Source organism: Rhodococcus olei, from assembly GCF_039540555.1.
GTDB lineage: Bacteria > Actinomycetota > Actinomycetes > Mycobacteriales > Mycobacteriaceae > Rhodococcus_G > Rhodococcus_G olei.
The window spans coordinates 56,731-81,327 of record NZ_BAABFB010000007.1 but is presented as its reverse complement, the minus strand read 5'-3'; the positions used below and the strand labels follow the sequence as shown (position 1 = coordinate 81,327).

General features: G+C 67.0%; 19 protein-coding genes and 1 tRNA gene. 11 read left to right on the top strand and 9 right to left on the bottom strand.

Going from position 1 to position 24,597, the window contains the following annotated elements:
- Positions 1-19 precede the first annotated feature (19 nt).
- Entirely contained in the window at positions 20-901 is an 882-nt protein-coding gene (locus tag ABD951_RS00680) for a phytanoyl-CoA dioxygenase family protein (protein ID WP_345341022.1), read from the top strand.
- Here the strand turns inward: ABD951_RS00680 and ABD951_RS00675 are convergent.
- The 4 genes from ABD951_RS00675 to ABD951_RS00660 form a co-directional block, all read right to left on the bottom strand.
- Entirely contained in the window at positions 898-1,581 is a 684-nt protein-coding gene (locus ABD951_RS00675; protein WP_345341020.1) for an SDR family oxidoreductase, read from the bottom strand. The two genes, ABD951_RS00680 and ABD951_RS00675, sit on opposite strands and share 4 nt — an antisense overlap.
- Positions 1,582-1,604: 23 nt before the next feature.
- Positions 1,605-2,585, bottom strand: a complete 981-nt coding sequence (locus ABD951_RS00670; protein ID WP_345341018.1) for a ribose-phosphate diphosphokinase — start codon at positions 2,583-2,585, stop codon at positions 1,605-1,607.
- Positions 2,582-4,057: a bifunctional UDP-N-acetylglucosamine diphosphorylase/glucosamine-1-phosphate N-acetyltransferase GlmU gene (gene glmU / locus ABD951_RS00665; RefSeq protein WP_345341016.1), complete on the bottom strand. Its 1,476-nt coding sequence runs from the start codon at positions 4,055-4,057 to the stop codon at positions 2,582-2,584. The genes ABD951_RS00670 and glmU overlap by 4 nt, the downstream gene beginning before the upstream one ends.
- Before the next feature lie 39 nt (positions 4,058-4,096).
- Positions 4,097-4,167: transfer RNA gene (locus ABD951_RS00660), tRNA-Gln, on the bottom strand.
- A 189-nt stretch (positions 4,168-4,356) separates the two neighbouring features.
- Here ABD951_RS00660 and ABD951_RS00655 point away from each other — a divergent pair.
- From ABD951_RS00655 to ABD951_RS00640, 4 genes are all read left to right on the top strand, one after another.
- The gene (locus ABD951_RS00655) at positions 4,357-4,947 is read left to right on the top strand and encodes a TetR/AcrR family transcriptional regulator (protein WP_345341208.1); all 591 of its coding nucleotides are present in this window, start codon (positions 4,357-4,359) and stop codon (positions 4,945-4,947) included.
- Positions 4,948-5,309: 362 nt separating this feature from the next.
- A complete protein-coding gene (locus ABD951_RS00650) occupies positions 5,310-5,945 on the top strand; it encodes a ScbR family autoregulator-binding transcription factor (protein ID WP_345341014.1) in 636 nt (211 codons plus the stop codon).
- Positions 5,946-6,045: 100 nt separating this feature from the next.
- Positions 6,046-9,732 carry a transcription-repair coupling factor gene (gene mfd / locus ABD951_RS00645; protein WP_345341012.1) on the top strand — a complete coding sequence of 1,229 codons (3,687 nt, stop codon included), beginning with the start codon at positions 6,046-6,048 and terminating at the stop codon, positions 9,730-9,732.
- Entirely contained in the window at positions 9,729-10,604 is an 876-nt protein-coding gene (locus ABD951_RS00640) for a nucleoside triphosphate pyrophosphohydrolase (RefSeq protein WP_345341010.1), read from the top strand. The genes mfd and ABD951_RS00640 overlap by 4 nt, the downstream gene beginning before the upstream one ends.
- On the opposite strand, the gene ABD951_RS00635 is transcribed toward ABD951_RS00640, so the two are convergent.
- Positions 10,540-11,748, bottom strand: coding sequence for an acyltransferase family protein (locus ABD951_RS00635; protein WP_345341008.1), 1,209 nt, complete (start codon positions 11,746-11,748; stop codon positions 10,540-10,542). The two genes, ABD951_RS00640 and ABD951_RS00635, sit on opposite strands and share 65 nt — an antisense overlap.
- Before the next feature lie 408 nt (positions 11,749-12,156).
- Here ABD951_RS00635 and ABD951_RS00630 point away from each other — a divergent pair, with 408 nt between their 5' ends.
- Together ABD951_RS00630 and ABD951_RS00625 are read left to right on the top strand one after the other, a co-directional pair.
- Positions 12,157-13,461 carry a glycosyltransferase 87 family protein gene (locus tag ABD951_RS00630; RefSeq protein WP_345341006.1) on the top strand — a complete coding sequence of 435 codons (1,305 nt, stop codon included), beginning with the start codon at positions 12,157-12,159 and terminating at the stop codon, positions 13,459-13,461.
- A gap of 189 nt (positions 13,462-13,650) precedes the next feature.
- Entirely contained in the window at positions 13,651-14,466 is an 816-nt protein-coding gene (locus tag ABD951_RS00625) for a 2OG-Fe(II) oxygenase (protein ID WP_345341005.1), read from the top strand.
- Positions 14,467-14,475: 9 nt separating this feature from the next.
- On the opposite strand, the gene ABD951_RS00620 is transcribed toward ABD951_RS00625, so the two are convergent.
- On the bottom strand, positions 14,476-15,414 hold the full coding sequence (locus ABD951_RS00620) for a glycosyltransferase family 2 protein (protein WP_345341003.1): 939 nt from the start codon (positions 15,412-15,414) through the stop codon (positions 14,476-14,478).
- Positions 15,415-15,945: 531 nt separating this feature from the next.
- Between ABD951_RS00620 and ABD951_RS00615 the strand changes: the two genes are divergently transcribed.
- Positions 15,946-17,430, top strand: a complete 1,485-nt coding sequence (locus ABD951_RS00615) for a lipopolysaccharide biosynthesis protein (RefSeq protein ID WP_345341001.1) — start codon at positions 15,946-15,948, stop codon at positions 17,428-17,430.
- A gap of 1 nt (position 17,431) precedes the next feature.
- On the opposite strand, the gene ABD951_RS00610 is transcribed toward ABD951_RS00615, so the two are convergent.
- The 3 genes from ABD951_RS00610 to ABD951_RS00600 form a co-directional block, all read right to left on the bottom strand.
- Positions 17,432-18,613 (bottom strand): glycosyltransferase, encoded by a 1,182-nt coding sequence (locus tag ABD951_RS00610; RefSeq protein WP_345340999.1) that lies wholly within the window; start codon positions 18,611-18,613, stop codon positions 17,432-17,434.
- Between the two features lie 104 nt (positions 18,614-18,717).
- Positions 18,718-19,704, bottom strand: coding sequence for a hypothetical protein (locus ABD951_RS00605; protein WP_345340997.1), 987 nt, complete (start codon positions 19,702-19,704; stop codon positions 18,718-18,720).
- A 109-nt stretch (positions 19,705-19,813) separates the two neighbouring features.
- The gene (locus tag ABD951_RS00600) at positions 19,814-20,419 is read right to left on the bottom strand and encodes a YdcF family protein (protein WP_345340995.1); all 606 of its coding nucleotides are present in this window, start codon (positions 20,417-20,419) and stop codon (positions 19,814-19,816) included.
- Between the two features lie 284 nt (positions 20,420-20,703).
- Here ABD951_RS00600 and ABD951_RS00595 point away from each other — a divergent pair, with 284 nt between their 5' ends.
- From ABD951_RS00595 to ABD951_RS00585, 3 genes are all read left to right on the top strand, one after another.
- Complete coding sequence (locus ABD951_RS00595) at positions 20,704-21,441, top strand: hypothetical protein (protein ID WP_345340993.1); 738 nt, start codon at positions 20,704-20,706, stop codon at positions 21,439-21,441.
- Positions 21,442-21,659: 218 nt separating this feature from the next.
- The gene (locus tag ABD951_RS00590; RefSeq protein ID WP_345340991.1) at positions 21,660-22,769 is read left to right on the top strand and encodes an O-antigen ligase family protein; all 1,110 of its coding nucleotides are present in this window, start codon (positions 21,660-21,662) and stop codon (positions 22,767-22,769) included.
- Complete coding sequence (locus ABD951_RS00585; protein ID WP_345340989.1) at positions 22,753-24,543, top strand: DUF4082 domain-containing protein; 1,791 nt, start codon at positions 22,753-22,755, stop codon at positions 24,541-24,543. The genes ABD951_RS00590 and ABD951_RS00585 overlap by 17 nt, the downstream gene beginning before the upstream one ends.
- Positions 24,544-24,597 lie beyond the last annotated feature (54 nt).

Sequence of the window (24,597 nt, the reverse complement as noted above, 5' to 3'; positions counted from 1 at the left end):
CGACGCAGGAGGTGGATCGATGACTACCGTCTTCTCGAATCCGACGATGGACGATGACACCCGTCGTCGGCACCTCTACAGCGGCCACGTGTTCGCCTACCCCGCGAGTCCCGGCTCGGTGGCGCTGGTCGAGCACGCCCGCGCGCTGATCGCCGACGCATTCGACGAGCTGGATCCCGAGACGGCCCAATATCGGATGCCGGTCGAAGAGTTCTCCGCACTGCTCGCGGAGCTCAAACCGAGGTTCATCCACCACCCGACGTCGAAGGAACGGATCCGGGTGCTGCTCGGCGAGTTCGGGTGTGATCTCGACAAGACCTACTTCGATGTGCCCCGGCTGCGCACGTCGACCTCCGACGACTACCTGACCGCGGGGATCTCGTACGCGTTCCACCCACACCGGGACACCTGGTATTCGGCGCCCTTCTGCCAGATCAACTGGTGGATTCCGATCTATCCGGTGGTCTCCGGAAATGTGATGGCCTTCCATCCTCGGTACTGGAACACGGGTGTGCGCAACGGATCGCGCCGATACGACTACTACGAGTGGAACCGGTCGAGCCGGTCGACCGCGGCGCAGCACGTCCACTCCGACACCCGCGATCAGCCCAAGCCCGAGGAGCCGATCGAACTCGACCCTCAGATTCGGGTCGTTCCCGAGCCGGGCGGCGTGATGCTGTTCTCCGGCAACCAGTTGCACTCGACCGTCCCGAACACGTCGGGAAAGACGAGATTCAGCATCGACTTCCGAACGGTGCACCTCGACGACGTGGTCGACCGGCGGGAAGCGCCCAATGTCGACTCCGAGTGCACGGGTACGTCCCTGCGGGACTTCCTGCGGGCGCGGGATCTCGAACGGATCGCGGAGGGCGTGGCGCTCGCGTACGAGCGGAAGAACTAGCGCGGATGCGGGTACGGGCGCAGGACGATCTCGGTGGGGTGTCCGTCGCGCGGGGTATCCACCGCATTTCGCACAACGCGCGCGACGGTGCGCGCGGTCAGATACAGCTCCGGCCGGTACTCGAATCCCTCGGTTTCGGCGTTCTTCCGCTGCATGTCGGTGTCGATTCGCCCGGGGAAGATCGAGGTGACCCGCAGAGCCGGTTCCTCCGCCCGCAGCGCGTCGCCCCAGGCCCGCAGGCCGAACTTGCTGGCCGCGTACACGCCGCGACCGGGGTTGACGAACTGGCCCGCCCCGGAGTTGATCAGCACCACATGGCCATTGGCCGCCCTGAGGGCCGGCAGCAACAGCCTCGTCAGTTCGGCGACGGCGACGAGATTCAAGTCGAGGGTGCGCCGCCACTGGCCGAGATCGGAGTCGGCAACGCTCGACAGTTCGGTCACGGCCGCGCAATGCACCAGTACCTCCAACCGGGTGATCGGCGCGGACATCCGAACCACGGCCGCATGGTCGACCAGGTCCACCGGCCACCCCGCCGCACCGGGCAATTCGCCGAGAATTCCGGTGAGCGAGGAGGCTCTGGATGCACCGAGGATCAGGTCGTGTGTGGGCGCGAGCTCACGGGCGACGGCCGCGCCCACACCCCGACTGGCGCCGGTGATCAAGGCTGTCGGCCCCATGGTCCGACAGCCTACGCCGACCGCTACGCGCTGCCGTTGAACAGAGAGGTCACCGAGCCGTTCTCGAAGACCTCCTTGATCGTGCGCGCGAGCAGCGGCGCGATCGACAGGACGGTCAGCGTCGGGAACCGCTTCTCCTCCGGGATCGGCAGCGTGTTGGTCGCGATGACCTCCTTGGCGCCGCAGGTCGCGAGCCGCTCGGCCGCGGGGTCGGAGAAGACGCCGTGGGTGGTGGCGATGATGACGTCGCCGGCACCGGCGTCCTCGAGCACCTTCACGGCGCCGGCGATGGTGCCGCCGGTGTCGATCATGTCGTCGATCAGCACACAGGTGCGGCCCTTGACGTCACCGACGACACGGTTCGACTTGACCTGGTTCGGGACCAGCGGGTCGCGGGTCTTGTGCACGAACGCCAGCGGCGCGCCGTCGAGGGCGTCCGCCCACTTCTCGGCGACCTTGACACGGCCGGCGTCGGGGGAGACGACGCAGATGTTGTCGGTTCCGTAGTTCTCGCGCACGTACTGGGCGAGCTGGCCCTGTGCGTGCATGTGGTCGACCGGGCCGTCGAAGAAGCCCTGGATCTGGTCGGTGTGCAGGTCGACGGTGATGATCCGGTCGGCGCCCGCCGTCTTGAGCATGTCCGCGATCAGACGGGCCGAGATCGGCTCGCGGCCGCGGTGCTTCTTGTCCTGACGGGCGTACGGGTAGAACGGCAGCACCGCGGTGATGCGCTTGGCGGAGCCACGCTTGAGCGCGTCGATCATGATCAACTGCTCCATGATCCACTGGTTCAGCGGGGCGGGGTGACTCTGCAGGACGAACGCGTCCGAGCCGCGCACCGACTCCTCGAAGCGCACGAAGATCTCGCCGTTGGCGAAGTCGCGTGCGGTCTGCGGGGTGATCTGGATGTCGAGTTCCTTGGCCACCTGCTCGGCCAGCTCGGGATGGGCGCGACCGGAGAAGAGCATGAGGTTCTTCTGGTTGTCGATCCAATTCGCGGTCACTGCTCTTCGCCGTCCTTGTTCGTGTTCTCGTTCTGCTGCTGTGCCTGAGCAGCCGCCTTGGCGGCCGCCGTGCCGGGTCGATTGCGTTCGACCCAACCGTCAATATTGCGCTGCTTGCCCCCGGAGACGGCGAGCGCCCCCGGCGGCACGTCCTCGCGCAGCACCGTGCCCGCGCCCGTGTACGCCCCGTCGCCGACCCGCACCGGGGCGACGAACATGGTGTCCGACCCGGTCCGGACGTGCGACCCGACCACGGTACGGGACTTGGAGACACCGTCGTAGTTGACGAAGACGCTCGACGCCCCGATGTTGCTGTGCGAGCCGATGTCCGCGTCCCCGACGTAGGTCAGGTGCGGGACTTTCGTGTGGTCGCCGATGTCGGAGTTCTTCACCTCGACGAACGCGCCCAGCTTGCCGGAGTCGCCGAGCACGGTGCCCGGGCGCAGGTAGGTGAACGGGCCGACCGTCGCGCCCGCACCGATCACCGCGTCGTCGGCGTGGGTGCGGATCACCGTCGCGCCGGCCCCGACCGTGACGTCGGAGAGCGTGCAGTCCGGGCCGACCACCGCGTCCTCGCCGATCGTGGTGCGGCCGTGCAGTTGCACGCCCGGCCGGATCGTGGCGTCCTGACCGATCGTGACGTCCACGTCGATCCACGTGGTGGCCGGGTCCACGATCGTGACCCCGCCGCGCATGTGGGACTCCAGGATCCGGCGGTTCATGTGCCGTGCGAGCGCGGCCAGCTGCACGCGGTCGTTGGCGCCGGCGACCTTGGCCGGGTCGTCGAGCTGCGCGGCATACACGTCGCGGCCCGCCTGACGGGCGATCTTCAGCACGTCGGTGAGATAGAACTCGCGCTGGGCGTTGCTCGTGTCGAGCCGGGTCAACGCGTCCCGCAGCACGGCCGCGTCGAACGCGTAGACACCGGAGTTGACCTCGGTGATCGTGGCCTGTTCGGCGGTCGAGTCGGCGTGCTCGACGATCTCGATCACATCGCCGGCGGCATTGCGCACGATCCGGCCGTATCCGTTCGGGTCGGCGGGGACGAAGGTGAGCACGGTGACCCCGGCCGGGGTGGGTTCCGACAGGTGCTCTTCGAGCAGGCCGTGCAGGGTGTGGCCGTCCAACAGCGGAACGTCGGCCGAGGTGACGATGACGGTCCCGGCGAAGTTCGCGGGCAGGGCGCCGAGCCCGCACATGACCGCATGGCCGGTACCGTTCTGCTCCTCCTGGACCGCGGTGGCGATGTCGCGTCCCACCGCGGTGGCGGCCGCGGAGACCGCGGCCCCGACGAGCTCGCGCTCGTGGCCGACGACCACCACCAGATGCGTCGGATCCAGCTCGGCCGCCGCGTGCAGGGAGTGCGCGAGCATCGACCGGCCGGACAGCGTGTGCAGCACCTTCGGGGTCTTCGACCGCATCCGGGTCCCCGCTCCGGCGGCGAGGACGATCACGGCGGTCTCGGTTGGCATGAAGCTCCCTCGAAGTCGAACTCGATGTGGTACCGCTCGCTCCGCCGCCAGGACTCGAACCTGAACTATCTGAACCAAAATCAGAGGTGCTGCCATTACACTACGGCGGATTGCCTGCGGGTTCGCAGGACACCCGGGATCGAAACCCCGGCTCCGGCGGTCCGCTGTGCGCCACGATCCTCGCACGACGACCCCGCTCGGTGCTAACCGCCTCGCCGGAGTAGCTGGACCCGGCCGATACGCTGGGCGACATGTCGCGACCACCGCAGCCCTCGGCGGACAAACCGGCCCGGACCCGGATGACCGGAACGCAGCGGCGGGAACAGCTGATCGAGATCGGACGCAGCGTGTTCGCCGAGCGTGGATACGAGGCCGCGTCGATCGAGGAGATCTCCGCGCGGGCGAACGTCTCGAAGCCCGTCGTCTACGAACACTTCGGTGGCAAGGAAGGTCTCTACGCCGTCGTCGTCGACCGCGAGATGTCGGTACTGCTGGAGATGGTGACCAGCTCTCTCGCGCAGAACCGGTCGCGGGTCCGGGTCGAGCGGGCGGCGCTGGCGCTGCTCACGTATGTCGAGGAACGCACGGAGGGCTTCCGGATCCTGGTTCGGGACTCGCCGGTGACCGCGGAGGAGGGCACGTATTCGAGCCTGCTCAACGAGGCGGTCTCGCAGGTCGGGCACATCCTCGCCGGCGACTTCTCCCGCCGCGGATTCGACGCCGGGCTCGCCACGCTGTACGCGCAGGCCCTCGTCGGCATGGTCGCGACCACCGCGACGTGGTGGCTGGACGAGCGCACCCCGTCGAAGGAGGTCGTGGCCGCGCACCTGGTCAACCTGTGCTGGAACGGACTGACGAACCTCGAGGCGGACCCGCAGCTCGGGGAGTGACGGCTCGAACGGAAACCGACCGGTACGTGATGAACCGTGGACGCGGGCACGGCAACCGCTGCCGCACTGGTATCGATCGCACCAGGTCTTCAGCCCGTTCGTGCTGAGTGCACGGGGCCGGTCGGCCGGGCGCTGACATCCCTGAGCGCCGTCGCCGCGGATCCCGCCGTCCCGGGGTGGTGCCGTCGCAGGTTGCCCAAGATGCTCACCTCGCTCGCACGGACACCTGCGTCGAGTTCTCCTGACACACGTGTGTCGCGACCACGGGTTCGAATACCTCGGCGATTCCCGGTTACGTGTTAGGTTTCGTACACACTTGACGTGCAGTGCGGGGCTGCACGTGGTGACATGCGAGGGCGGTCATGGTCAGGCAGGAGCGCGCCGAGGCAACCCGGAACGCCGTCCTCTCGGCGGCTGCGGCGGTGTTCGCCCGCGATGGATACGCGGCTGCGAACCTCAGCGACATCATTGCGAAATCCGGTGTCACCAAGGGTTCGCTGTATTTCCACTTCGCGTCGAAGGAGGACCTCGCGCGCGGCGTGATCGACGAGGGCGCGCGGAGGTTGGCGGCGGCCTGTGCGCCGCTGTCCGACCTGCGGGATCCGGCCCTCGAGGTGATGATCGGGCTGAGCTACCTGGTGACCGACGTGGCCGCGGGTGACCAGGTCGTCGCCGCGATGTTCCGGCTCCACCACGAGATCGGCGACCACCGGGGCACCGGGGGCAACGTCGTGGCCGCCTGGCAGGAGAACCAGGTGGCGCTCGTCAAGCGCGGTCAGGAAGAAGGGGACATCGATCCCGAATCCGATGCCGAGGAGGTCGGAACGTTCGTGTTCGAGTCGCTGTTCGGCACCCGTGTGGTCGCGGCCGCCACCGGTTCGGTCGACACGCTGCCGGCCCGAATGGAACGGGCCTGGCACTTCATGCTTCCGGCGCTGGTCGACCAGTCGAAGGTCGACTACTTCCGCCAGTTCGCCCTGCGTAGATCGAGGCGCTGAACCTCCGGGCCGGGACCGTCGGTCACCCGGCCTAGAATCGACCTCGGTCGTCGACACGGCGGCCGTACTCGTTCGGCGATCCAGGGGCGGTCACATCCACATGCCATCGACGCTGTCCTCCACGAACCCGGAACCCGGGCAGGCTCATCTCCCATTGGCGGGCATCGCCCGGGTCGCGCTCGACGGCCCCGCGTTCGACGGCGTGCGGGACGCGCTCGGTAGCGGCGAACTCGCGCTCGTGGCACCCAATCCGGCCCGGCCCTTCCTGGCGACGGCGATCGCGGAGCACAGTCAGCTGTTGGTGGTCACCGCGACCGGCCGGGAGGCCGACGACCTGACGACCGAACTCCGGGAGGTCCTCGGGGACGCGGTGGCGCAGTTCCCGTCCTGGGAGACACTGCCGCACGAGCGGCTCTCGCCGGGCGCGGACACGGTCGGTCGCCGACTCGAGGTCCTGCGCCGGCTCGCCCAACCCGGCAATGCCGACTACGGCCCACCGCTGCGCGTCGTCGTCACCACCGTGCGGTCGCTGGTCCAGCCGATGGCCTCGGGCCTCGGGGAGATCGAGCCGGTCACGTTGCGGATCGGCAGCGAGGTGCCCTTCGAGGACCTGATCACCCGTCTCGTCGAGATGGCGTACACGCGCGTCGACATGGTCGGCAAGCGGGGCGAGTTCGCGGTTCGCGGCGGCATCCTCGACGTCTTCTCGCCGACCGCCGATCATCCTGTGCGCGTGGAGTTCTGGGGTGACGAGGTGACCGAGCTGCGGCCGTTCTCGGTCGCCGACCAGCGGTCGATACCCGAACTGGCCGTCCCGATGCTGATCGCGCCGCCGTGCCGCGAGCTGCTGCTCACCGAGAAGGTGCGGGACCGGGCGGCCGCCCTCGCGCGTGACAACCAGGCCGACGCCGCGCTGGTGGAGATGCTCGACAAGCTCTCGGCCGGTATTCCGGTAGACGGCATGGAGGCGCTGCTGCCGGTGCTGCAGAGTGGGGAACTGGTACTGCTGACCGACGTCCTGCCGGCCGGATCCCACGTCCTGCTGTGTGATCCGGAGAAGATCCGCACTCGCGCAACGGATCTGGTGCGCACCGGCCAGGAGTTCCTGGAGGCGTCCTGGACCGCCGCCTCGATCGGTGCCGCGGCGCCGCTGGACACCTCCACTCTCGACACGTCCAGTGTCGGGGTGTCGGGAGTGGACCTGGCGGCGTCCGCGTACCGCACGTTGCGCCAGGTGCACGAGAGCGTGACCGCGGAAGGGCGACCCTGGTGGACGGTCAGCCCGCTGGCATCGGGTAGCGACACCGAACTGGTGCTGGACCTGCAGGCCGCGCCGGAGGTCCGTGGCTCGGACGACCTGCTCGCCGAACTGTTCGTGATGCTGCGGGCCCACGTCACCACCGGCGGCCGCGCCGCGATCGTCGTCGCCGGGGCGGGCACCGCACAGCGGGTGCTCGAACGCCTGTGGGAGGCCGAGGTGCCCGCGGCGCTGCTGGCGCCGGGCGCCGACCCGGCGCGTGGGCAGGTGTCGGTGCTGTGCGGCACCCTGCAGAGCGGCCTGATTCTTCCGGCGCAGCGTCCCGACGCCGGGCTGGTGCTGGTCTCGGAGTCGGATCTGACCGGTAACCGCGTCGCCGCGGCCGCCGACGGACGGAAGTTGCCGCCGAAGCGGCGCAACCAGGTCGACCCGCTGGCGCTGACCGCCGGCGACATGGTGGTGCACGACCAGCACGGCATCGGCCGGTTCGTGGAGATGGTCGAACGCACCGTCGGCGGGGCCCGGCGCGAGTACCTCGTGATCGAGTACGCGGCGAGCAAGCGCGGCCATCCCGGTGACCGGCTGTTCGTGCCGATGGAATCCCTGGACCAGCTCTCGCGGTACGTGGGCGGCGAGTTGCCGGCCCTGAGCAAACTCGGCGGGTCCGACTGGGCGAACACGAAACGCAAGGCGCGCAAGGCGGTTCGGGAGATCGCCGGGGAACTCGTCCAGCTCTACGCCGCGCGGCAGGCCGCGCCCGGTCACGCCTTCGGTGCGGACACCCCGTGGCAGAAGGAGATGGAGGACGCCTTCGCGTTCACCGAGACGCAGGACCAGTTGACCGTCATCGACGAGGTCAAGGCCGACATGGAGAAGCCGGTCCCGATGGACCGCGTCGTCATCGGCGACGTCGGCTACGGAAAGACCGAGGTCGCGGTCCGTGCCGCGTTCAAGGCCGTCCAGGACGGCAAGCAGGTGGCGGTGCTGGTGCCGACGACCCTGCTCGCGCAACAGCACCTGCAGACCTTCACCGAACGAATGGCCAGCTTCCCGGTCAAGGTGCGCGGGCTGTCCCGGTTCACCGATCCCGGTGAGTCGAAGGAGATCATCGCGCAGCTCGCCGACGGCGAGATCGACGTCGTGGTCGGGACGCACCGGCTGCTGCAGACCGGGGTGCGGTGGAAGGATCTCGGCCTGGTCGTCGTCGACGAGGAGCAGCGGTTCGGTGTCGAGCACAAGGAGCACATCAAGGCGCTGCGGACCCACGTCGACGTGCTCACCATGTCGGCCACCCCGATTCCGCGCACCCTGGAGATGAGCATGGCCGGCATCCGGGAGATGTCGACGATCCTCACCCCGCCGGAGGAGCGGCACCCGATCCTCACCTACGTCGGCGCCTATGCCGACAAGCAGGTCGCTGCCGCGATCCGGCGCGAACTGCTGCGCGACGGCCAGGTGTTCTACGTGCACAACCGGGTCAGCTCGATCGACAAGGCCGCCAAACGGATTCGTGACCTGGTGCCGGAGGCTCGGGTCGTGGTCGCGCACGGCCAGATGAACGAGGAGACCCTCGAGAAGACCGTGCAGGGATTCTGGGAACGCGAGTTCGACGTCCTGGTGTGCACCACGATCATCGAGACCGGACTCGACATCTCGAATGCCAACACGCTGATCGTCGAGCGCGCCGACTCGCTCGGCCTGTCGCAGCTGCACCAGCTTCGGGGACGTGTGGGCCGCAGCCGCGAACGCGGGTACGCCTACTTCCTGTACCCGCCGGAGAAGCCGCTCACCGAGACCGCCTACGACCGGCTCGCGACGATCTCGCAGAACTCCGATCTCGGCGCAGGCATGGCCGTCGCGATGAAGGACCTCGAGATCCGGGGCGCCGGAAACGTCCTGGGCGCAGAGCAGTCCGGACACGTCGCCGGTGTCGGTTTCGACCTGTACGTGCGGCTGGTCGGGGAGGCGGTCGAGGCGTACCGCGCGATCGCGGACGGCAAACCGGTCACCACCGACGAGGCGCCGAAGGAGGTCCGCATCGACCTGCCGGTGGACGCGCACATCCCACCCGACTACGTGACCAGCGACCGGCTGCGGCTCGAGGCGTACCGCAAGCTCGCCGCCGCAGGCAACGACGACGAGATCACCGGCGTCATCGACGAACTCGTCGACCGGTACGGTCCGCTGCCGGAGGAGGTGGGGCGGCTCGTCTCGGTGGCGAAGCTGCGGCTGTTGTGCCGCGAGTACGGAATCGAGGAGGTCGCCGTCACCGGCACCCAGCTGAAGATCTCGCCGATGCAGCTGCCCGACTCGAAGCAGATGCGGCTCAAGCGGTTGTACGCGGCCGCCCAGTACCGCGCCACCACCGGCATGGTGCAGATGCCGCTGCCGCGGATCGGCGGTGTCGGCTCGGACCGAGTGCGGGACGTGACGCTGCTGCAGTACATCGCCGACTTCCTGCTGGCGATGGACGGCAAGGCTGCCGGGGCCGTCGACGTGGCGGTGCCGACCGCGGGCGTGCCGGCGTGACGGTCGTCGTACTGGATCCGATGCGACCCGGTGTGGTGCCTGTCGAGGCAGTCGGATTGTTCGGTGGTGCAGTCGAGTTCACCGACGAGGTGCCGGAGTCGATGCGTGCCACCCTGTCCGGCGGAGCTGCCGGCGGGATCGTTCTCGTCACCACCGATCGGCATCGACCCGAGGTCGAGGCGAGGATCGCCGCGGGGGAGCGGGTGATCGCGGCGCCGTCGGTGCCCGGCGACGGTCTCGTCGAGGCGGTCGACGTGATGGACCGGCTGTGGGGATTCGGAGGCTGGGAGGTCACCCAGACGCACGACTCGCTGCGCCGGTACCTGCTCGAGGAGACGTACGAGCTGCTCGACGCGATCGAGGAGGGCGACCCGCACGGGCTGCGGGAGGAACTCGGCGACCTGCTGCTGCAGGTGCTGTTCCATTCGCGGATCGCGCAGGAGTCGGGCACCGACCCGTTCACGGTCGACGACGTCGCGCGGGGATTGGTCACCAAGCTCGCGCTGCGCAGCCCACACCTGACGGACGGTCACACCGGACCGATCGACGTGGCCGAGCAGGAGCGCGCCTGGGAGGCCGCCAAGGCCGCGGAGAAGGCGCGCGCGTCCTGCCTCGACGGCATAGCGATGGCGCAGCCGGCACTCGCGTTGGCCGAGAAGGTGATCGAGCGGGCGACGAGAGCGGGGCTGCCACCCGAGCTGGTGCCCGACGAGCTGCGCCTGGTGCGGATCGCGGTCGGCGACAACGCCGAGGATGCGCTGCGCAAAGCGGTACTCGCGTTCGCGGCGCGGATCCGGGCGACGGAGGTCAGTGCACGGACGGGGGGCGAGTCGGGGCGGCTCGACGCTCGGGCATGGATCCGATTCTGGTGACGAACGCGGACAGTCTCGCCAGTTCCACCCTGGCCTGACCGATCGTCGCCTGACCGATCGTCCACGGGTTCCGGGTGCGCGGCGCCGCCTCGAGAGCCGGCCTGCGCCGGACCGGGGCCTGCGTCTTCTCACCGAACAGCAGGGTGTGCAGGAGTCTCGACCTGCGCACCGCGAGCTGGAACGCGATCGGTGCGGCGATACCCGCCACCAGTCCCACCACGAACAGTTCCGGCCGTGCGTGCAGGCCGAGATGTTCGAGCGCGATGCGTGAGGCCGCCGTCGCGAAGACGTGGAACAGGTAGATCCCGAACGAGAAGCCGCCGATCCACACCAGTACCCGGGCATTCACCAGGTTGCGAGCCGAGTAGATCAGGACCACGGCGATTGCACCGACGGCGATCGTGAGCGCCCGGTCGGCGTGCACGTCGAGGCTGTACACCCTGAAGACGACGAGCAGGCGGACGGCATAGACGGCGGCAAACGCCGCCACCGCGAGCAGGGCGGGCCTGCCGCGGAGATCGAACAGTGAGTGCCGACGCAACCCGTAGCCGAGCAGGAAGAACGGAAGCAGTCGCACCGCTCCACTGACGGTGAAGACGTCGAGGGTCGGGGGGATGTGAACGATCACGAAGACGATCGAAGCGGCGATCGTGACGACGGCCCACGATTGCCGGGAGGCGAGCGCGCCCCAGCTGTCGAGGACGCCGACCGTCAGGAAGATGAGGAAGATCGACTGGAGGAACCAGAGGTGCTCGAATCCGAAAAGGTATGTCTGCCAGAGTGCGACACTCGGCTTCGAGTTGGTGTCCGGCACGATCTCGAGCGCGGCGTAGAGCAGCGTGCCGACGGTGATCAGCGGGATCAGCAGGCGCCGCGACTTTCCCGCGACGAGTCTCGGGTAATTCTGCCATCGTTCGACCGGGCGCATCGCGTACACGTATCCCGAGATCACGGTGAACAGTGGCAACCGGATGTCGGCGAGAGCGAGATACGCGTATCGCCACGGGGAATCGTCCGGTGCCAGGAGGCCCTGGGTTGCCGTCGCACCGATCACATGCCCCGCAACGACAAGGAGCACCGCAACACCACGCAACGCTTGAATCGCTGGTTCTCGTCGGCGCGCTGGCGATGAGGCGAAATTCATATGAGGTTCGACTGTGTGGGGCATTACCCCTCCGACCGTGCGCAGCTGACATCGCATCCACGGATCGGCATCAGTCGGACGCGTCGGAATTGGTGCATCAGAATTGGTGCATCAGTACTTCCGCCGCTGCCCGGTGAGTCCACCCCGTTGGAGCGCTGCTGGCCATAGATGTTATCACCATCACAGGCGCCAACCGACATTCGCGGACGGGTACACGACTCGGGGGTTTGTGGTGAGGGCCTCGGAACGTATTCTTGGAGCCGGAGTCAGATGGTCGACGTACTCACTGTCGACATGTGCGCCCGGCCTACTCCCGGGGCGGGGGTGAACCGCACTCCGTCACGGTCCGCAGCCACGTGGCGATCGAGTCACTCCCGGACCCTCGAGGGTGACGCGGAGGTTGTTCGAATGCAGCACTCGCATCCGACCACGCCGGCGAGGATCCTGCCATCGGCGTTGATCGTTCCTGGCGCCATGCTCTTCGTGGTCGGGCTGGGGGCCTTCCTGCTCCTCAAGCGGGCAGTCGGATTCGACTCCTACGACCTCGAGGTGTATCTGACCGGCGGGGACAACTTCATGCACGGACTGGCCGTGTACGACGTTCAACTGCATGGCACGGGGACGTATTTCATCTACCCGCCGATCACGCTCCTGGTGTTCGGTCCGCTCTCGGTTCTCCCGTTCGCCGTCGTCGAGGGGGTGCTCTTCGGTCTGGGAGTCGTCGCCTTGTGGGCGGTGGTCTGGCTGACCTTCCGAATGCTCGGCTTCGGTCCCGGTGCCGGACTCGTCGGGGCCTCGCTCGGTGTTCTGGGTTGCGCGCTGTGGCTGCATCCCGTGAACGGCACTCTCGACGTGGGTCAGATCAACATTCTGCTGATGTTCCTGGTGGTGGCCGACTTTGCCGTCGGAACTCGGTTCCCGCGGCTCGCCGGGATTCTGATCGGGGTTGCCACGGCAATCAAGATCACCCCGGCGATATTCATTCTGTATCTTCTCCTGACGCGACGATTCCGCGCTGCGCTCAATGCGACTCTCACGTTCTCGGCGCTGACAGGACTCGGGTTTCTCGTTGCGCCCGCGGAATCGGCGAGGTATTGGTTCGGCGGGATGATCGCCGACACCGCGCGTTTGTTGGGCCCCATTCCTGTCGGTGACGTCTCCAATCAGTCGATCAACGGGATCGCGAGCCGGTTCTTCGGTGAGAGCGGAGGGGTGGTCTGGCTCGTCCTTGCCCTGGCGATCGGCATCGGAGGCCTCGCTGTGGCCGTGAAAGCGGATCGGTGCGGCGATCCGGTGGCAGGAATGCTCGCATGCGCGATCACCGGCCTGTTGATCTCGCCCGTCAGCTGGCACGAACACTGGATCTGGGTGGTGCCCGTAGGGGTCTGGCTGGGTGCGACCGCCCTGCGGCTCGGTTCGAGGAAACCCGTGCTCGCGGGAGCTCTGCTGTCGCCGCTGGTCGTCTTTCTGGCATGGCCGCAGGAGAGCGCGCCCGGGGCGGTTCGTCCGACGTCGATCCTGGATCCGGCCGACTCGCTGTGGGACGAAGGCAGCCGCAATCCGATTGTGGCGCTGGTCGGTACCGCGTACGTGTCGGTCGGAGTGCTGATCCTGGCGGTGGGAGCCTGGATTCTGTTCCGGCCGAACAGCGGCATGCGCACTGTGGAGTTCGCCCACTCGCAGTCGCCGCCGGCTGCCATTTCGGACCGATGATCGCGCGCAAAGTCGTCTGTAACAGGGTGTGCTGGTGATGTACCCTGGGCGTGGCAGAATTCGTCACCCGCTGAGCGATGGTTGCCGGTTGCGCTTGTCGAATCCCCGCTCCGCACTGGGGACGTGGCTGCTTCTGTACATGTGCGTGGAACGTTCCTTCGCGTAATTCCATCGAGCCGAGGACGAGACATGAGCACTTCGAATGAAGTGATCCGTGCGATCGATCGTGATCTCCTCCGGCGGGAGGCGCTCGTTGCGACGCCGTTCCCACACGTCGTGATCGACGATTTTCTGTCCCCCGACTTTGCTCATGACGTTCTGAGCTCGTGGCCGACCTATGCGGAGGCGACGAGGGTCGGGAAGCAGTTTCGCTCGATCAACGAGAGAAACAAGGTCCAGGTGACGGACCGTGAGATGTTCCCGCCGGCATTGAAGGTACTGAACGACGCGCTTGCTTCGTCGGAGTTCCTCTCGACGGTGTCGTCGATATTCGCGATCCCGAATCTGCTCGCGGACAGCGAGCTGGTGGGCGGCGGCCTGCATCAAACCGGCCCCCGGGGCCGCCTCGACGTCCATATCGACTTCAACTACATCGAGGACCGAAAGCTGCACCGCAGGTTGAACATTCTCGTGTATTTCAACGAGGGGTGGTCTTCGGGGTGGGGTGGCCAACTCGAACTGTGGAACCGCGATGTCTCCGAACGGGTCCATTCGTTCGATCCGATATTCAATCGCTGCGTGGTCTTCGAGACCAGTGAGATCAGCTATCACGGTGTCGCGGCGGTGACGTGCCCCCCGGATGCCGTCCGTCGCTCGTTCGCGGGCTACTACTACACACTGGAACCGCCGGCCAATTGGGACGGCGAATCGCATTCCACGGTTTTCAAGGCTCGGCCCGACGAGTCCGTCAAACAGCGGCTGATGGCGCTCAAGAGCGCGTCGGGACTGGCGAAGCAGACGGTCAAGAAACTCCTCCACGCACCGAACGCCCATCGAGCCGGCTGATCCAACCGTTCACCCGTGCGAGTCGCTGGGGTCCCGGTGGGCGTCCGCGGCGCGGTGCAAGGACGGCGCCACTTCCCGCGCGATGCGGGCGACCTTGCGGCCGCGGCGAGTCACCGAGTTCTGCTGACGACGCATGAACATTCGCGCCACCGCGAGCCTGGCTCTGTGGCGCTGCTGTCCGGTGAGGTCGCACTCGGCCAACCAGTGCAGCATCTCCCTGCACTGCAAGAGTGTCGCGAAAGGCGCCTGCCAGCGCGGCACATCCAGCCGGTTGGCCAGCACGGACATGTTCTCGTACTTCCAGATTCGCCGTGCGAGCACCTCGGGCACATGACCCCACGGCCCGGCGAGCGCGAGCTTCGTCGCGTACACCTCGTCCTCGCGCAGTATGTTGCGACGTCCGATGTGCAGAACGGACTCGCGCCGGAGCGTCCCGTAGAGGGGGTCGATCTGCAGCGTGTCGTCGGTGAGCAGACGAAGATACTCGGCGAACCGTTCGACCGGGTCGCTCGAACCGAGGGCGGCCCCGTCGTACGAGGCGATCCTGGGGACGCCGTCCTCGCCCGCATACTCGACCTCGTTGGTCACCAGGACCAGGCGGTCGTCGGCCGTGAAGATGTCGAGAGCCCGCGACAGGCAGTGCGGGTGCAGCCAATCGTCGTCGCCCACCCAGCGGAAATAGGTGCCTGTCGCCAGCATGAGGGTGTTGACGAAGTTGTTGAGCATTCCCACATTCACCGGGTTGCGGTGATAGACGACGCGGCTGTCGCGTGCGGCGAGACTGCGACACAGATCCTCGGTGCCGTCGGAAGATGCGTTGTCGGAAATCACCAGCTCGAGCTTCGCGTGGTCCTGGGCAAGTACCGATTCGACCACGCCGGCCATCCGCCCGGCCCCGTTTCGTACCGGTAGTCCGACCGAGACGAGTATGTCGTCCTTGCCCACCATCAGCGCTCCTCGCTGTCGGACGCGGCGTGCGCCACGTTCATCCCCGCGGGGGCAGTCAGCGTGATCGAAGCGCACCCGCCAGGACGTGCCCGACATCCAGGAGGCTGTAGCAGAGATCGGGTCGACGACCGATGCTATCACCGTCCCCTCCGTGCGGTCGACGTCTCGCCTGCCGGCTCCGCGGCCGCCGGTGATGCGAGACAACTCGAAAATAGTTGTGGTAGAGGTAGTTCCGACTGCAGGTCGCGGTCTTCGCCGCTCCGAACTCGATCGCGACGACGTGCATCGAGTTCGGCTCCCAGGAGAAGGGAACCCGTGTCCGGCGCCGCCGCTGATAACATCGAATGGCCGTTGGCTGCGACGGAAGAATCGCACCAATGTTGTTGGTGGCGGAGTACGAGAGCCGCCAGCCGTTTCGCAACGGGCACGTCGAAGTCACCGGCTCCAGTCGCAGGCGAAGGCGCGGCTGGACGGTGAGTTCCGAGTAGTGCACGGGCGGTAGGCCAGTGAGAGCGACCACGCGGGGTCATCATGGCTGACGGCAGTTTGTCGTCGGGAATGCGATGGAGCGGTCTTTCCGTGATGGGTCGGGAAGTCTCCCGAACCGTGTTCACGATCATTCTGGCCAGGCTGGTCGGACCCGAGGCTTTCGGGATCGTCGCCCTGGGTGCGGTCTACATCGGGATCGTTGCTCTTCTGCTCGACCAGGGCTTTTCGAGCGCGCTCATCCAGCGCCCCACGGTCGAGGCCGACATGCCCGGCGTCGTGGTCACGGTGAACCTCGCCGTCGGGGCGTCCCTGACGGTCTTCACCATCGCGATCGCGCCGGCCTGGGCGGCCTTCATGTCCACGCCGGAACTGGCGCTCGTCCTCGTCGCACTCTCGCCGAGTCTGCTCGTCCGGGCCGCATCGATCACTCCTCGGGCGTTGCTGCAGCGTCGCATGGAGTTTCGCGCGATCGGAATTGCAGACGTCGTGGCGGCGATGACCGGCGGTGCGCTCGGGGTGGCGGTGGCGCTCGCGGGTGCGAGCTACTGGGCGCTGGTCGTCCAGGTCGTCTGCACCGATGTGGTGCTGTTGGTCATTTTGCTGGCCGTCGGAGCCGGCCGGCGGCCGAACCTGCGGTGGCGGCGGCTGCGAGAGATCGCATCGTTCTCCTGGCGTGCCTTCGCGGCAGGACTCCTGATCAACTCGGTGTCTCGCAACATCGACAACCTGTTGGTCGGGCGGTTCCAGGGGCCTCAGGCTCTGGCGTACTACGGCCTGGCCTATCGGCTGCTGCTCCTGCCGGTCCAGTTGGCCACCACGACGGTGGGAACAGTGCTGTTTCCGGCGTTCTCTCGTCTCGCGGACAATCTCGCGGCTCTGCGCATCGACATGACCCGGGCGACGCGGGCGCTCGCGGTGCTGGCGCTGCCCGTCATGGCGCTGGTTGCTGCGGCGGCGCCGCAGCTGGTGCTGCTGCTGTTCGGAAACCAGTGGGCGCCGGCCATCCCGATCGTTCAGGTCCTCGCGATGGCTGGTGCCGTGCAGGCGATCTATCAACCGTCGACGATGCCCCTGGTACTGGGGCTGGGGCATGCCAGGCTCAATCTTCGGTATGCCTGGCTCACCACGATCGTCACCACGGTGGGCATCGTGTCCGGTCTGCCCTTCAGCCCCCTCGGAGTTGCGATCGGCTACAGCGTGGCCACCGGCATGTTGCTCCCGGTCGAGTGGTTCATCCGCGGCAGCCTGCTCCGCATGACGCTGCGCAGCCAGCTCGCGTCCCTGGCGCCCGGCGCCCACGTGGCAGTCTGGGTCGCTGCGGCCTACCTGGTGGTCGCGGTCGTCATCCCGGGGCGCGAGCTGGTGGTGCTGCTGCTCGGCGGGTTGGCGGGGGTCGCGGCAGGCATTGCAGTCCTGCGACTGGTCCACCGGGCCCTACTCGTTGAGCTGGCGTACATGATCAAGCGCATCCTGGGGAGGGGCGAGCGCAACGAGTACCACTCGGAAGCCCCCACCACACGCGCCTGAGCTACCTGGGTTCACGGGTCGCGGCCAGCACCACCGGTTGCATGCGTCGCTCCCAGGAGACCTCGTCGACGAACGTCAGTCTCCGTGCTTCGGGGGCGGGCCCCATGGCGAGGACCCGGGCCAGTCCGTCGGCCCAATCCGGTCGTTGGCTGATGTGCACGCGCTCGTCGTCGACGCCGTGGATCGGCGGCAGGTCGACGGACAGCACAGGGAGCCCGGCCGCGAGGAACTCGTACAACTTGAGCGGGGACATCGCGCGGATACAGGCGTGGTCCCGGTGCGGGATGACCCCGATGTCGCACGCCTGCACCGTTGCGGCGAGCTCACGCTGGCCCACGGGGCCGAACAGATGCACGTTGTTCAGCGAGCGCAGCCACTCGATCGTGCTGGAGTCGCCCGGGTAACCGATCATCACCAGGGAGCCGACCCGGTCCGCGGTCGCTTCCACGAGCGCCGGCTCGAGGCGGTCGTCGATGGTGCCCGTGTACACGGCGCGCGGCCTGGGCAGGAGCGCAATACGATCCGGCTCGGGGAGACGCCTGCGCCAGACTTCTCCGATGACGCCGTTGGGAACGACGGTGGTGCGCGGGGACACTCGCCGTGCCAGCTCCTCGGACACCGCGAAGATCGCCGCTGCGCGCTCGTCGATGCGTTGATAGGCCACGTGGAACAGGTCCCACCACGGAGCCAGGACATCGCCCGTCGCCCAATCGTCCTGTCCGACGTAGACGATGTTGCTGATCCAGGGTGCATCGCAGAACGCGGCGACGAACGGATGGTAGGTGACCAACGAGGCGGACCCCGGCTGGGCTGTACGTTCGCCGCGGGCCCGGGCCAGCACCCGACCGAGCAGAGCGCCGTAGCGTCGGTAGGAGCGTTCGACCGTGTGGAGCCTGGTCGATTCCACCGTCCTGATTCGATGTGGCCGGACCCGGACCGCGTCCCGCCCTGCGACCACTATCGGATCGTCCAGGCGGACAGGCCGACGGCGCACGGCGGAGGCGATGTAGGAGCGCCACGCGTCGGCGATCAACAAGCGCCCGACGCGGTCGTTGCCGGCCAGCGCGAGCAGAGTCTGGTCCGTCGGCCGGCAGAACTCCCGACCGACCGCGTCGTCGAACATCTCCATTCCGAAGGTGAAGACGACGTCCGCTCCTGGTGTGGCCGACGATCCTGGCTGCACGGCTCACATGCTACACAGCGCCGTCGTGCGGCGCTTGCGGTCGGATGTGTCGTCTCCGAACCCTGAGGGTGGTCGGGTGCGTCGTTGCGGCGCAGCCGAATTGGTCAGATGCGCTCGAGCCAGATCTCACGCCAGAACGACACGAACTCGCGCGGGCAGCTGGCGTTGTACACGCCGGCGCAGACGATGCCCTCCAGGACGATACAAGGATTCTTCATGACGAGGAGCCGGCCGGTCTTCTCGTCCAGGCATCTGGTTACGCGCGACTGGACCCGCGCGGTCCGGCCGCAGTACCGGGACATCTCCTCGTCGAAGCCCATACCTCGATTGAGTCGGTCTTCGTTGAGGGTGGCCATGATCTGTTCCTTGGTCTTGATCCGGACCATCTCGCCCGGCTGCAGATCGAGGTGTTCGGTCGGAGTCCTGCCCACGAGCCTGCCGGAGACGAATCCCCAGCGCCGGCCACCCCGGAACCGCAGCCGGCGTGGAAGTGTTCGCGTGCTGACGTCCTGCAGACGATTGAACAGGGCGACGCCGAACGCCGCGAGCGACTGGACCGGCGTCACGTTGCCGCTCTTGACATCCGTCTTGAACTGACGAAGGTCGCGAAATGGCAGGCATGTCGGTGCGGCCCGCAGCAACTCGGTCGCCTGGCAGGAGTATCTCGGCGCGCCGTCCGGCCCCGGCTTCTTGCGTGTGTTGACCTCCAACAGCGGAAGATCGACCTTCCCGGTGGTCGGCGCGGGTGCCGTCCCGGTCTCGACACGCTCGAGCCAGGCTTCCTTCCAGTAGAGCGAACACGCGGTCTGGCAGCCTCCGTGTGACGCACCGTCACAGCGCGAGCCGGTCAGGTGCACGGTGTTGTCCATTCGGTGCATCCCGCTGCCGCCGATGGTGTCACAGAGTTTGTGTGCCACCTTGTGGACCGTGAGCCGCCGGCCGCAGTACGCCAGCATCTCAGGCATGAAGGGGAGATTCTCGAACTCGCCGCGTTCGTCGAGACTGGCGAGGATCTCCTCGGCGCTGCGGACCTGTACCAGGTCGCCCACGCGCAGGCCCAGAGCAGTTGGTGGGAGGGACGGATGTGACATCGTCGGTGTACTCCTACTGCACCCCGATCAAACACTTGGGCATGACCGCGGCGAACGTCCAATTCCGTGGTGGGTCGAATATAGCACCGTCGCCATGTGCGATCAGCTGTCAACAACCCGGTTGCAGGACGGCTTTCACAAAGCCCACGGTTTGGTATGCGTACTCGTAAACCCATCGGGGAGCAGACACTTCGCCCGAGCTCGCCACCATTGTCAGCTCACCGTCGAAGCAGCGCTCGAGAATGTACCGAGCGCGCGAAATGTGTGGTGTGAACGTCACGACGATGAGGTGGTGCCAGTGGAACTGCTTGGCCAAGCGGCTCAGTTCCTGCGCCTCGCCTCGGGTCGTCGGCGGATCGGGAACGAAGCAGTGCAGCTCGAAATCCGGGTGCGGTGCTGCACACACCTGTGTCATCCAGTCATCCCTTGTTCCAGCGGGATTCGAAAAGACCACCTGCGGTGCCCACCCGTTCTGTGCGAGCTCGATGCCGTACGGGTATCGGCTCCAGTCCGCACCACCGAGGACGACCACAACGTCGGCCGGTCGCAGCGGATCGACCTGCGGGCGTACATAGGCGGGGACGCCGCCGGCCGTTGTCGCTGCGATCAGCAGGCAGATCGCAGCCGCCCATCGTCGGGCGCGGATCCGACGCTCGCCCGTCACTGTCACGGTGCCTCCGGCTTCGCCGACATCGTTCCAGCACCACTCGACCATCGCCAAAGTCCGTGCAATGCCGTGCAGGGAATGGAATTGACAGTGCTGTCGGAACTCTCCGGTCCCTCGGTGCCTCCAGGCTACCGCGTCCCTCGTCGCCGCTGAAGCCGCTCGCCGGACGCGGACACATCGGTTCATCGGAAACGAGTTGGGGGGTGCAATGAAGGGCGAAGTTGGTACCATGGAACGCACTCGATTCGCGCGCCGGTCAACAAGAGTGAGAAACGGATTCAATTCGAATCGGCGGAGGCTCTCCGCCGATTCGACGGCGAGTGGGAGTTGACGTGGACCTGTTCGACGTCGGACGATCCTGTGCCCGACGCTGGTACGTCTTCGTCCCGCTGATGCTGATCGTAGGGTGGATCAGCTACACCGTGTATTCGGGCGTGAAGCCCACCTACTATGCGAGTGTCGCGATCGGTTTCGCGCCTCCGAGTGTGCTGCCCCCCGACGTCGGTGAGGTGCGGCGCAACGGCCTGGTGGACGCCGGAGGGGCGCCACTGATCGCCAACCTGTTGGCCATCGGTCTGAGAGATCCCGCGGTGGTTCAGCAGGTCGTCGCTGCCGGCGGGTTACCCGTGTACACCTCCAAGGTGATGGAACTCCCACCCCCGATCGGTCAGTTGCCCCTCGTCATGGTCGAGGTCACCAACCCGGACCCTGCCGCTGTCACGAAGACACTCGAATTGGTCGCGGCACAGGGAGACGTGACGCTACGGACTCTGCAGCGCAATGCCGGGGTGCCCGAGGATCGGATGGTCGCGCTGTTTCCGGTGCAGGCGCCCAGTGTTCCCGTCGCGGGGATGCCCAGCCGCGTCCGCTCCACGGGTGCCATCTTCATCGCAGGTACGGGATTTGCCGTGGTTGCCGCGGTCCTCGTCGACCTCGTGGTGGTGCGACGTCGGGAGAGGAAGCGCCTGCGTGCGGAGAGAGCGGCTGAATCCGACGGCGCCGGGCCACACCCGCCCGGGTCGGACGGCCGAGTGGGAATGACGGTTCGCGGCGCGGATTCGGGCGGCTGATGACTGCTCCGGCTCCGGCGACCGCGCAGATCAGGACCGAAGCGTCGGCCACGAGCCCGCCTGTTCGCGAGTCGACGCCGTGGTTGCTGGGGTTCTTCTGTCTACTCGTTCCCGCGCTCCCGACGATTTCCGTGTTCCCAGGCCCGCTGAGAAGCAACGGCTCGCCTGCGCGAATGATCGCCATCGCGTTTTTCGTGATCGCCGCGACGGGGTTCGTCATGGCGAGGCGCAGAGGTGGTGACCGGGTGGTGAACCCGGGCGCGGTCGTCATCGTTGTCTACTTCCTTCTCCAGCTCCTGATCTACGGGGTCGGGGTCTTGCACCTGGACGGGTCCGTCGTCGAGGCGACGAAGACGCGGATGGCGATCGGGCTGTTCGCGAATGCGGGTGTGGCGCTGTACGTACTGCACACGGTGCAGACGGTTCGACAGCGATCGATCGTGTTGGGGATGCTCTCCATCGGACTCACATTCGAGTGTGTGGTCGGACTGCTGCAGAGTTTCACCGGGATCGACCTGAGGTTTCTGTTCCAGCCGCCTGGGTTCGTGCTCAATCTGGAGGAGACCGGTTTCACCGAGCGGAACGGGGCATTCCGTGTCGTCGGCACATCGCACCACGCGATCGAGTTCGCGGTGTTGGCCGCGGTGGCGGTTCCGTTGACGCTCCATCTTGCGCGGTATGCCACGAAGCCGCTGTATCGGCAGTGTGCGGCCGTGGGCTGTCTGATCGCCGTGTTCGCAATGCCTGCGGGGGGTTCCCGGGCCGGGGTGGTTGCCCTCGCTGCGGCCCTCCTCACGTACATGTTCGCGTTCACTCTGCGTCAGATCGCCAACGGGATCCTGGTCGGGATCGGTGCCGGTTTGGTTTATGTCGTAGCCGCCCCCGCCTCCGCCTACGCTCTGTGGCTCACGGTGGTCAAAGCGAATGAGGATGGGAGTGTACTCAGCCGCCTGGCCGACTACAGCACCGTGGCGCGGACGTTCCACGACCATCCGTGGTTCGGACTCGGTCTCGGCGGAAATCCGCCGACCGTGTACGGATTCCTCGACAACGAGTGGCTGCAGTCGATCGTGCAGGGAGGGATCGTCGGTTTCGCGGCCATGCTGGTCGTCGTAGGCGGCACCGTGGCAGGGCTGACCGCGGGACTGCGGACCGCGAGGTCGTCGCGCGAACGTGACCAGGCATACGCGATCGGAGCAGCACTGGTCGGAATCATCGCCTCGAGCTTCACCTTCGATCTGTTCACCTACCAGCAGGCGACTTTCGTGTACTTCGTGCTGTTCGGTCTGATGTGGTCCTCCTGGCGTCGTGATGCCGGCCGTCGTTAGCCCCCGGCAACGCCGGAACCCACGCCGACACGTGATCACGGTGGCGGCCGCGACAATGGCGATGGTCTGCGCGTCGTGCGTGTCGACGAGTCCTTCCGGCGACGTCGCCAACCACGCGGGCACCACACTCTGGTCGGACGAGGTCGTTCCCGCCGTCCCCGCCGACCCGGACACCGGTTCGGCGGCGGTGGGGACAGAGTTCTCACCGGCGAGTCGAGGTGAAATATCCGCGGCGCGTTTCTATCAGGGCAGCGAGGACATGAAAGTCGACAGTGCGACCCTGTGGACGTCGCAGGGGACCGCGCTGGCGACGGTGTCGGTTCCCGAGGGCCCGGCCGGATGGCGGGAGGTTCCGTTCGACAAGCCCGTGCAGGTGAAGGCCAACGAGGACTATGTGATCTCGTACAACGCCCCGCACGGCGGTTATCCCACCGACAGCCATACGTTCGCCTCGGGTCGCACCGTGACCAGCGGTTGGTTGACCGCTCGAGGAGGTGCCTACGCCCGCGGAAGCGGGTTTCCGAATCGTCCGAGCGCCGGGGTGAACTACTTCGTCGACGTGCTGTTCAGGCCGACCGGACCCACGCTGCGTCCAATTGACGGCGGCACAGGGTATTACGGTGCGTTCAGGAACTCGCTCCCCACGGGGGAGGACTTCTTTCCGATCGGGGTCTGGTTCACGAACACGCAGACCGCTGCGGATGTGGCGGCAGATCGCGCGATGGGCCTGAACACCTATGTCGAACTCACCGAGCCGAGCAACGTCGCTCTCATAGCGGACAGTGGGATGTTCGCGATTCCGAGTCACGGCGACCCGCGCGCGGCCGGCCGGTTGACGGCCGACGAAGCCGACATGTGGGCGGGGGCGGGAGACGCCGCGTGGACCGGACGCGGTCCGCCCGACAGTCCCATCTGTGTCCCGGCCGAAGCAGGGTGCGGGTACACCGTGATGTCGACGCTGCGTCGGACGGTGCCGCCCGGAGTGATGGTCTACGCGAACTACGGCAAGGGCGTCACGTTCTGGGAGCCCAGGGACGCCGCCGCGCAGTTCGTGAACGACTTCCAGAATGTCGTGTCGGCCGACAACTATTGGTTCACCGACCCCAGCATCTGCCATGCCGACGAGGGAGGCGCGCTGCTGGCGAACGGCGAACGGCCGCTGTCGGACCCGGAATGCCGTCTCGCTGCGAACTACGGCGTCACCACGAGGTACGTCCGCTCCCTGGTTCAGCCGAGGGCTGCTCTCCCGGTGTGGAACTTCGTGGAGGTGGGGCACCCGTTCACCGAGGGCACCGATCGCGTCGTGACGGGACCCCAGATTCGCGCTGCTGTGTGGAGCAGCATCATCAACGGTGCGCGGGGAATCGTGTACTTCAACCACAATTTCGGCGGACCGTGCCGCTCGTACAACGTGCTGCGAGATGCGTGCGGGGACGCGGTTCGAGGAGATGTCACCTCGGTGAACGCCCAGATTCGCCGACTTGCGCCGATGCTCAATTCTCCGTTCGTCGACGGGTTGGCGCGTTCCGATGCGCCGATCGACCTGGCCGCCAAGTTGTTCGACGGCAGCTTCTATCTACTGGCCGGGTCGAAACGGGCAGAGGACACCGATGCCGTTGTCACCCTCTCGTGCGGTGGGGCGACGAGCGTCGAGGTGGTCGACGAGAACAGGACGATCCCGGTCTCGGACGGGGCGTTTCGCGACGACTTCGCCGACGGCAACGCGGTTCACCTCTACCGGGTCCGTGGCGGCGACACCTGCGGCTTGGGGTAGGCGAGTCCGGTCAGGGCACGAATCCGGTTGGTGAGCGCGAAGCAGTGGGCGAGC

Coding starts and splice junctions, on each gene's coding strand:
- ABD951_RS00655 (WP_345341208.1), top strand. CDS start 4,357: ATGACCGGAACGCAGCGGCGGGAACAGCTGATCGAGATCGGACGCAGC.
- ABD951_RS00635 (WP_345341008.1), bottom strand. CDS start 11,748: ATGAATTTCGCCTCATCGCCAGCGCGCCGACGAGAACCAGCGATTCAA.
- ABD951_RS00590 (WP_345340991.1), top strand. CDS start 21,660: ATGGCGAGGCGCAGAGGTGGTGACCGGGTGGTGAACCCGGGCGCGGTC.
- ABD951_RS00680 (WP_345341022.1), top strand. CDS start 20: ATGACTACCGTCTTCTCGAATCCGACGATGGACGATGACACCCGTCGT.
- ABD951_RS00585 (WP_345340989.1), top strand. CDS start 22,753: ATGCCGGCCGTCGTTAGCCCCCGGCAACGCCGGAACCCACGCCGACAC.
- ABD951_RS00620 (WP_345341003.1), bottom strand. CDS start 15,414: ATGGTGGGCAAGGACGACATACTCGTCTCGGTCGGACTACCGGTACGA.
- mfd (WP_345341012.1), top strand. CDS start 6,046: ATGCCATCGACGCTGTCCTCCACGAACCCGGAACCCGGGCAGGCTCAT.
- ABD951_RS00650 (WP_345341014.1), top strand. CDS start 5,310: ATGGTCAGGCAGGAGCGCGCCGAGGCAACCCGGAACGCCGTCCTCTCG.
- glmU (WP_345341016.1), bottom strand. CDS start 4,057: ATGCCAACCGAGACCGCCGTGATCGTCCTCGCCGCCGGAGCGGGGACC.
- ABD951_RS00615 (WP_345341001.1), top strand. CDS start 15,946: ATGGCTGACGGCAGTTTGTCGTCGGGAATGCGATGGAGCGGTCTTTCC.
- ABD951_RS00600 (WP_345340995.1), bottom strand. CDS start 20,419: ATGGTCGAGTGGTGCTGGAACGATGTCGGCGAAGCCGGAGGCACCGTG.
- ABD951_RS00625 (WP_345341005.1), top strand. CDS start 13,651: ATGAGCACTTCGAATGAAGTGATCCGTGCGATCGATCGTGATCTCCTC.
- ABD951_RS00605 (WP_345340997.1), bottom strand. CDS start 19,704: ATGTCACATCCGTCCCTCCCACCAACTGCTCTGGGCCTGCGCGTGGGC.
- ABD951_RS00630 (WP_345341006.1), top strand. CDS start 12,157: ATGCAGCACTCGCATCCGACCACGCCGGCGAGGATCCTGCCATCGGCG.
- ABD951_RS00675 (WP_345341020.1), bottom strand. CDS start 1,581: ATGGGGCCGACAGCCTTGATCACCGGCGCCAGTCGGGGTGTGGGCGCG.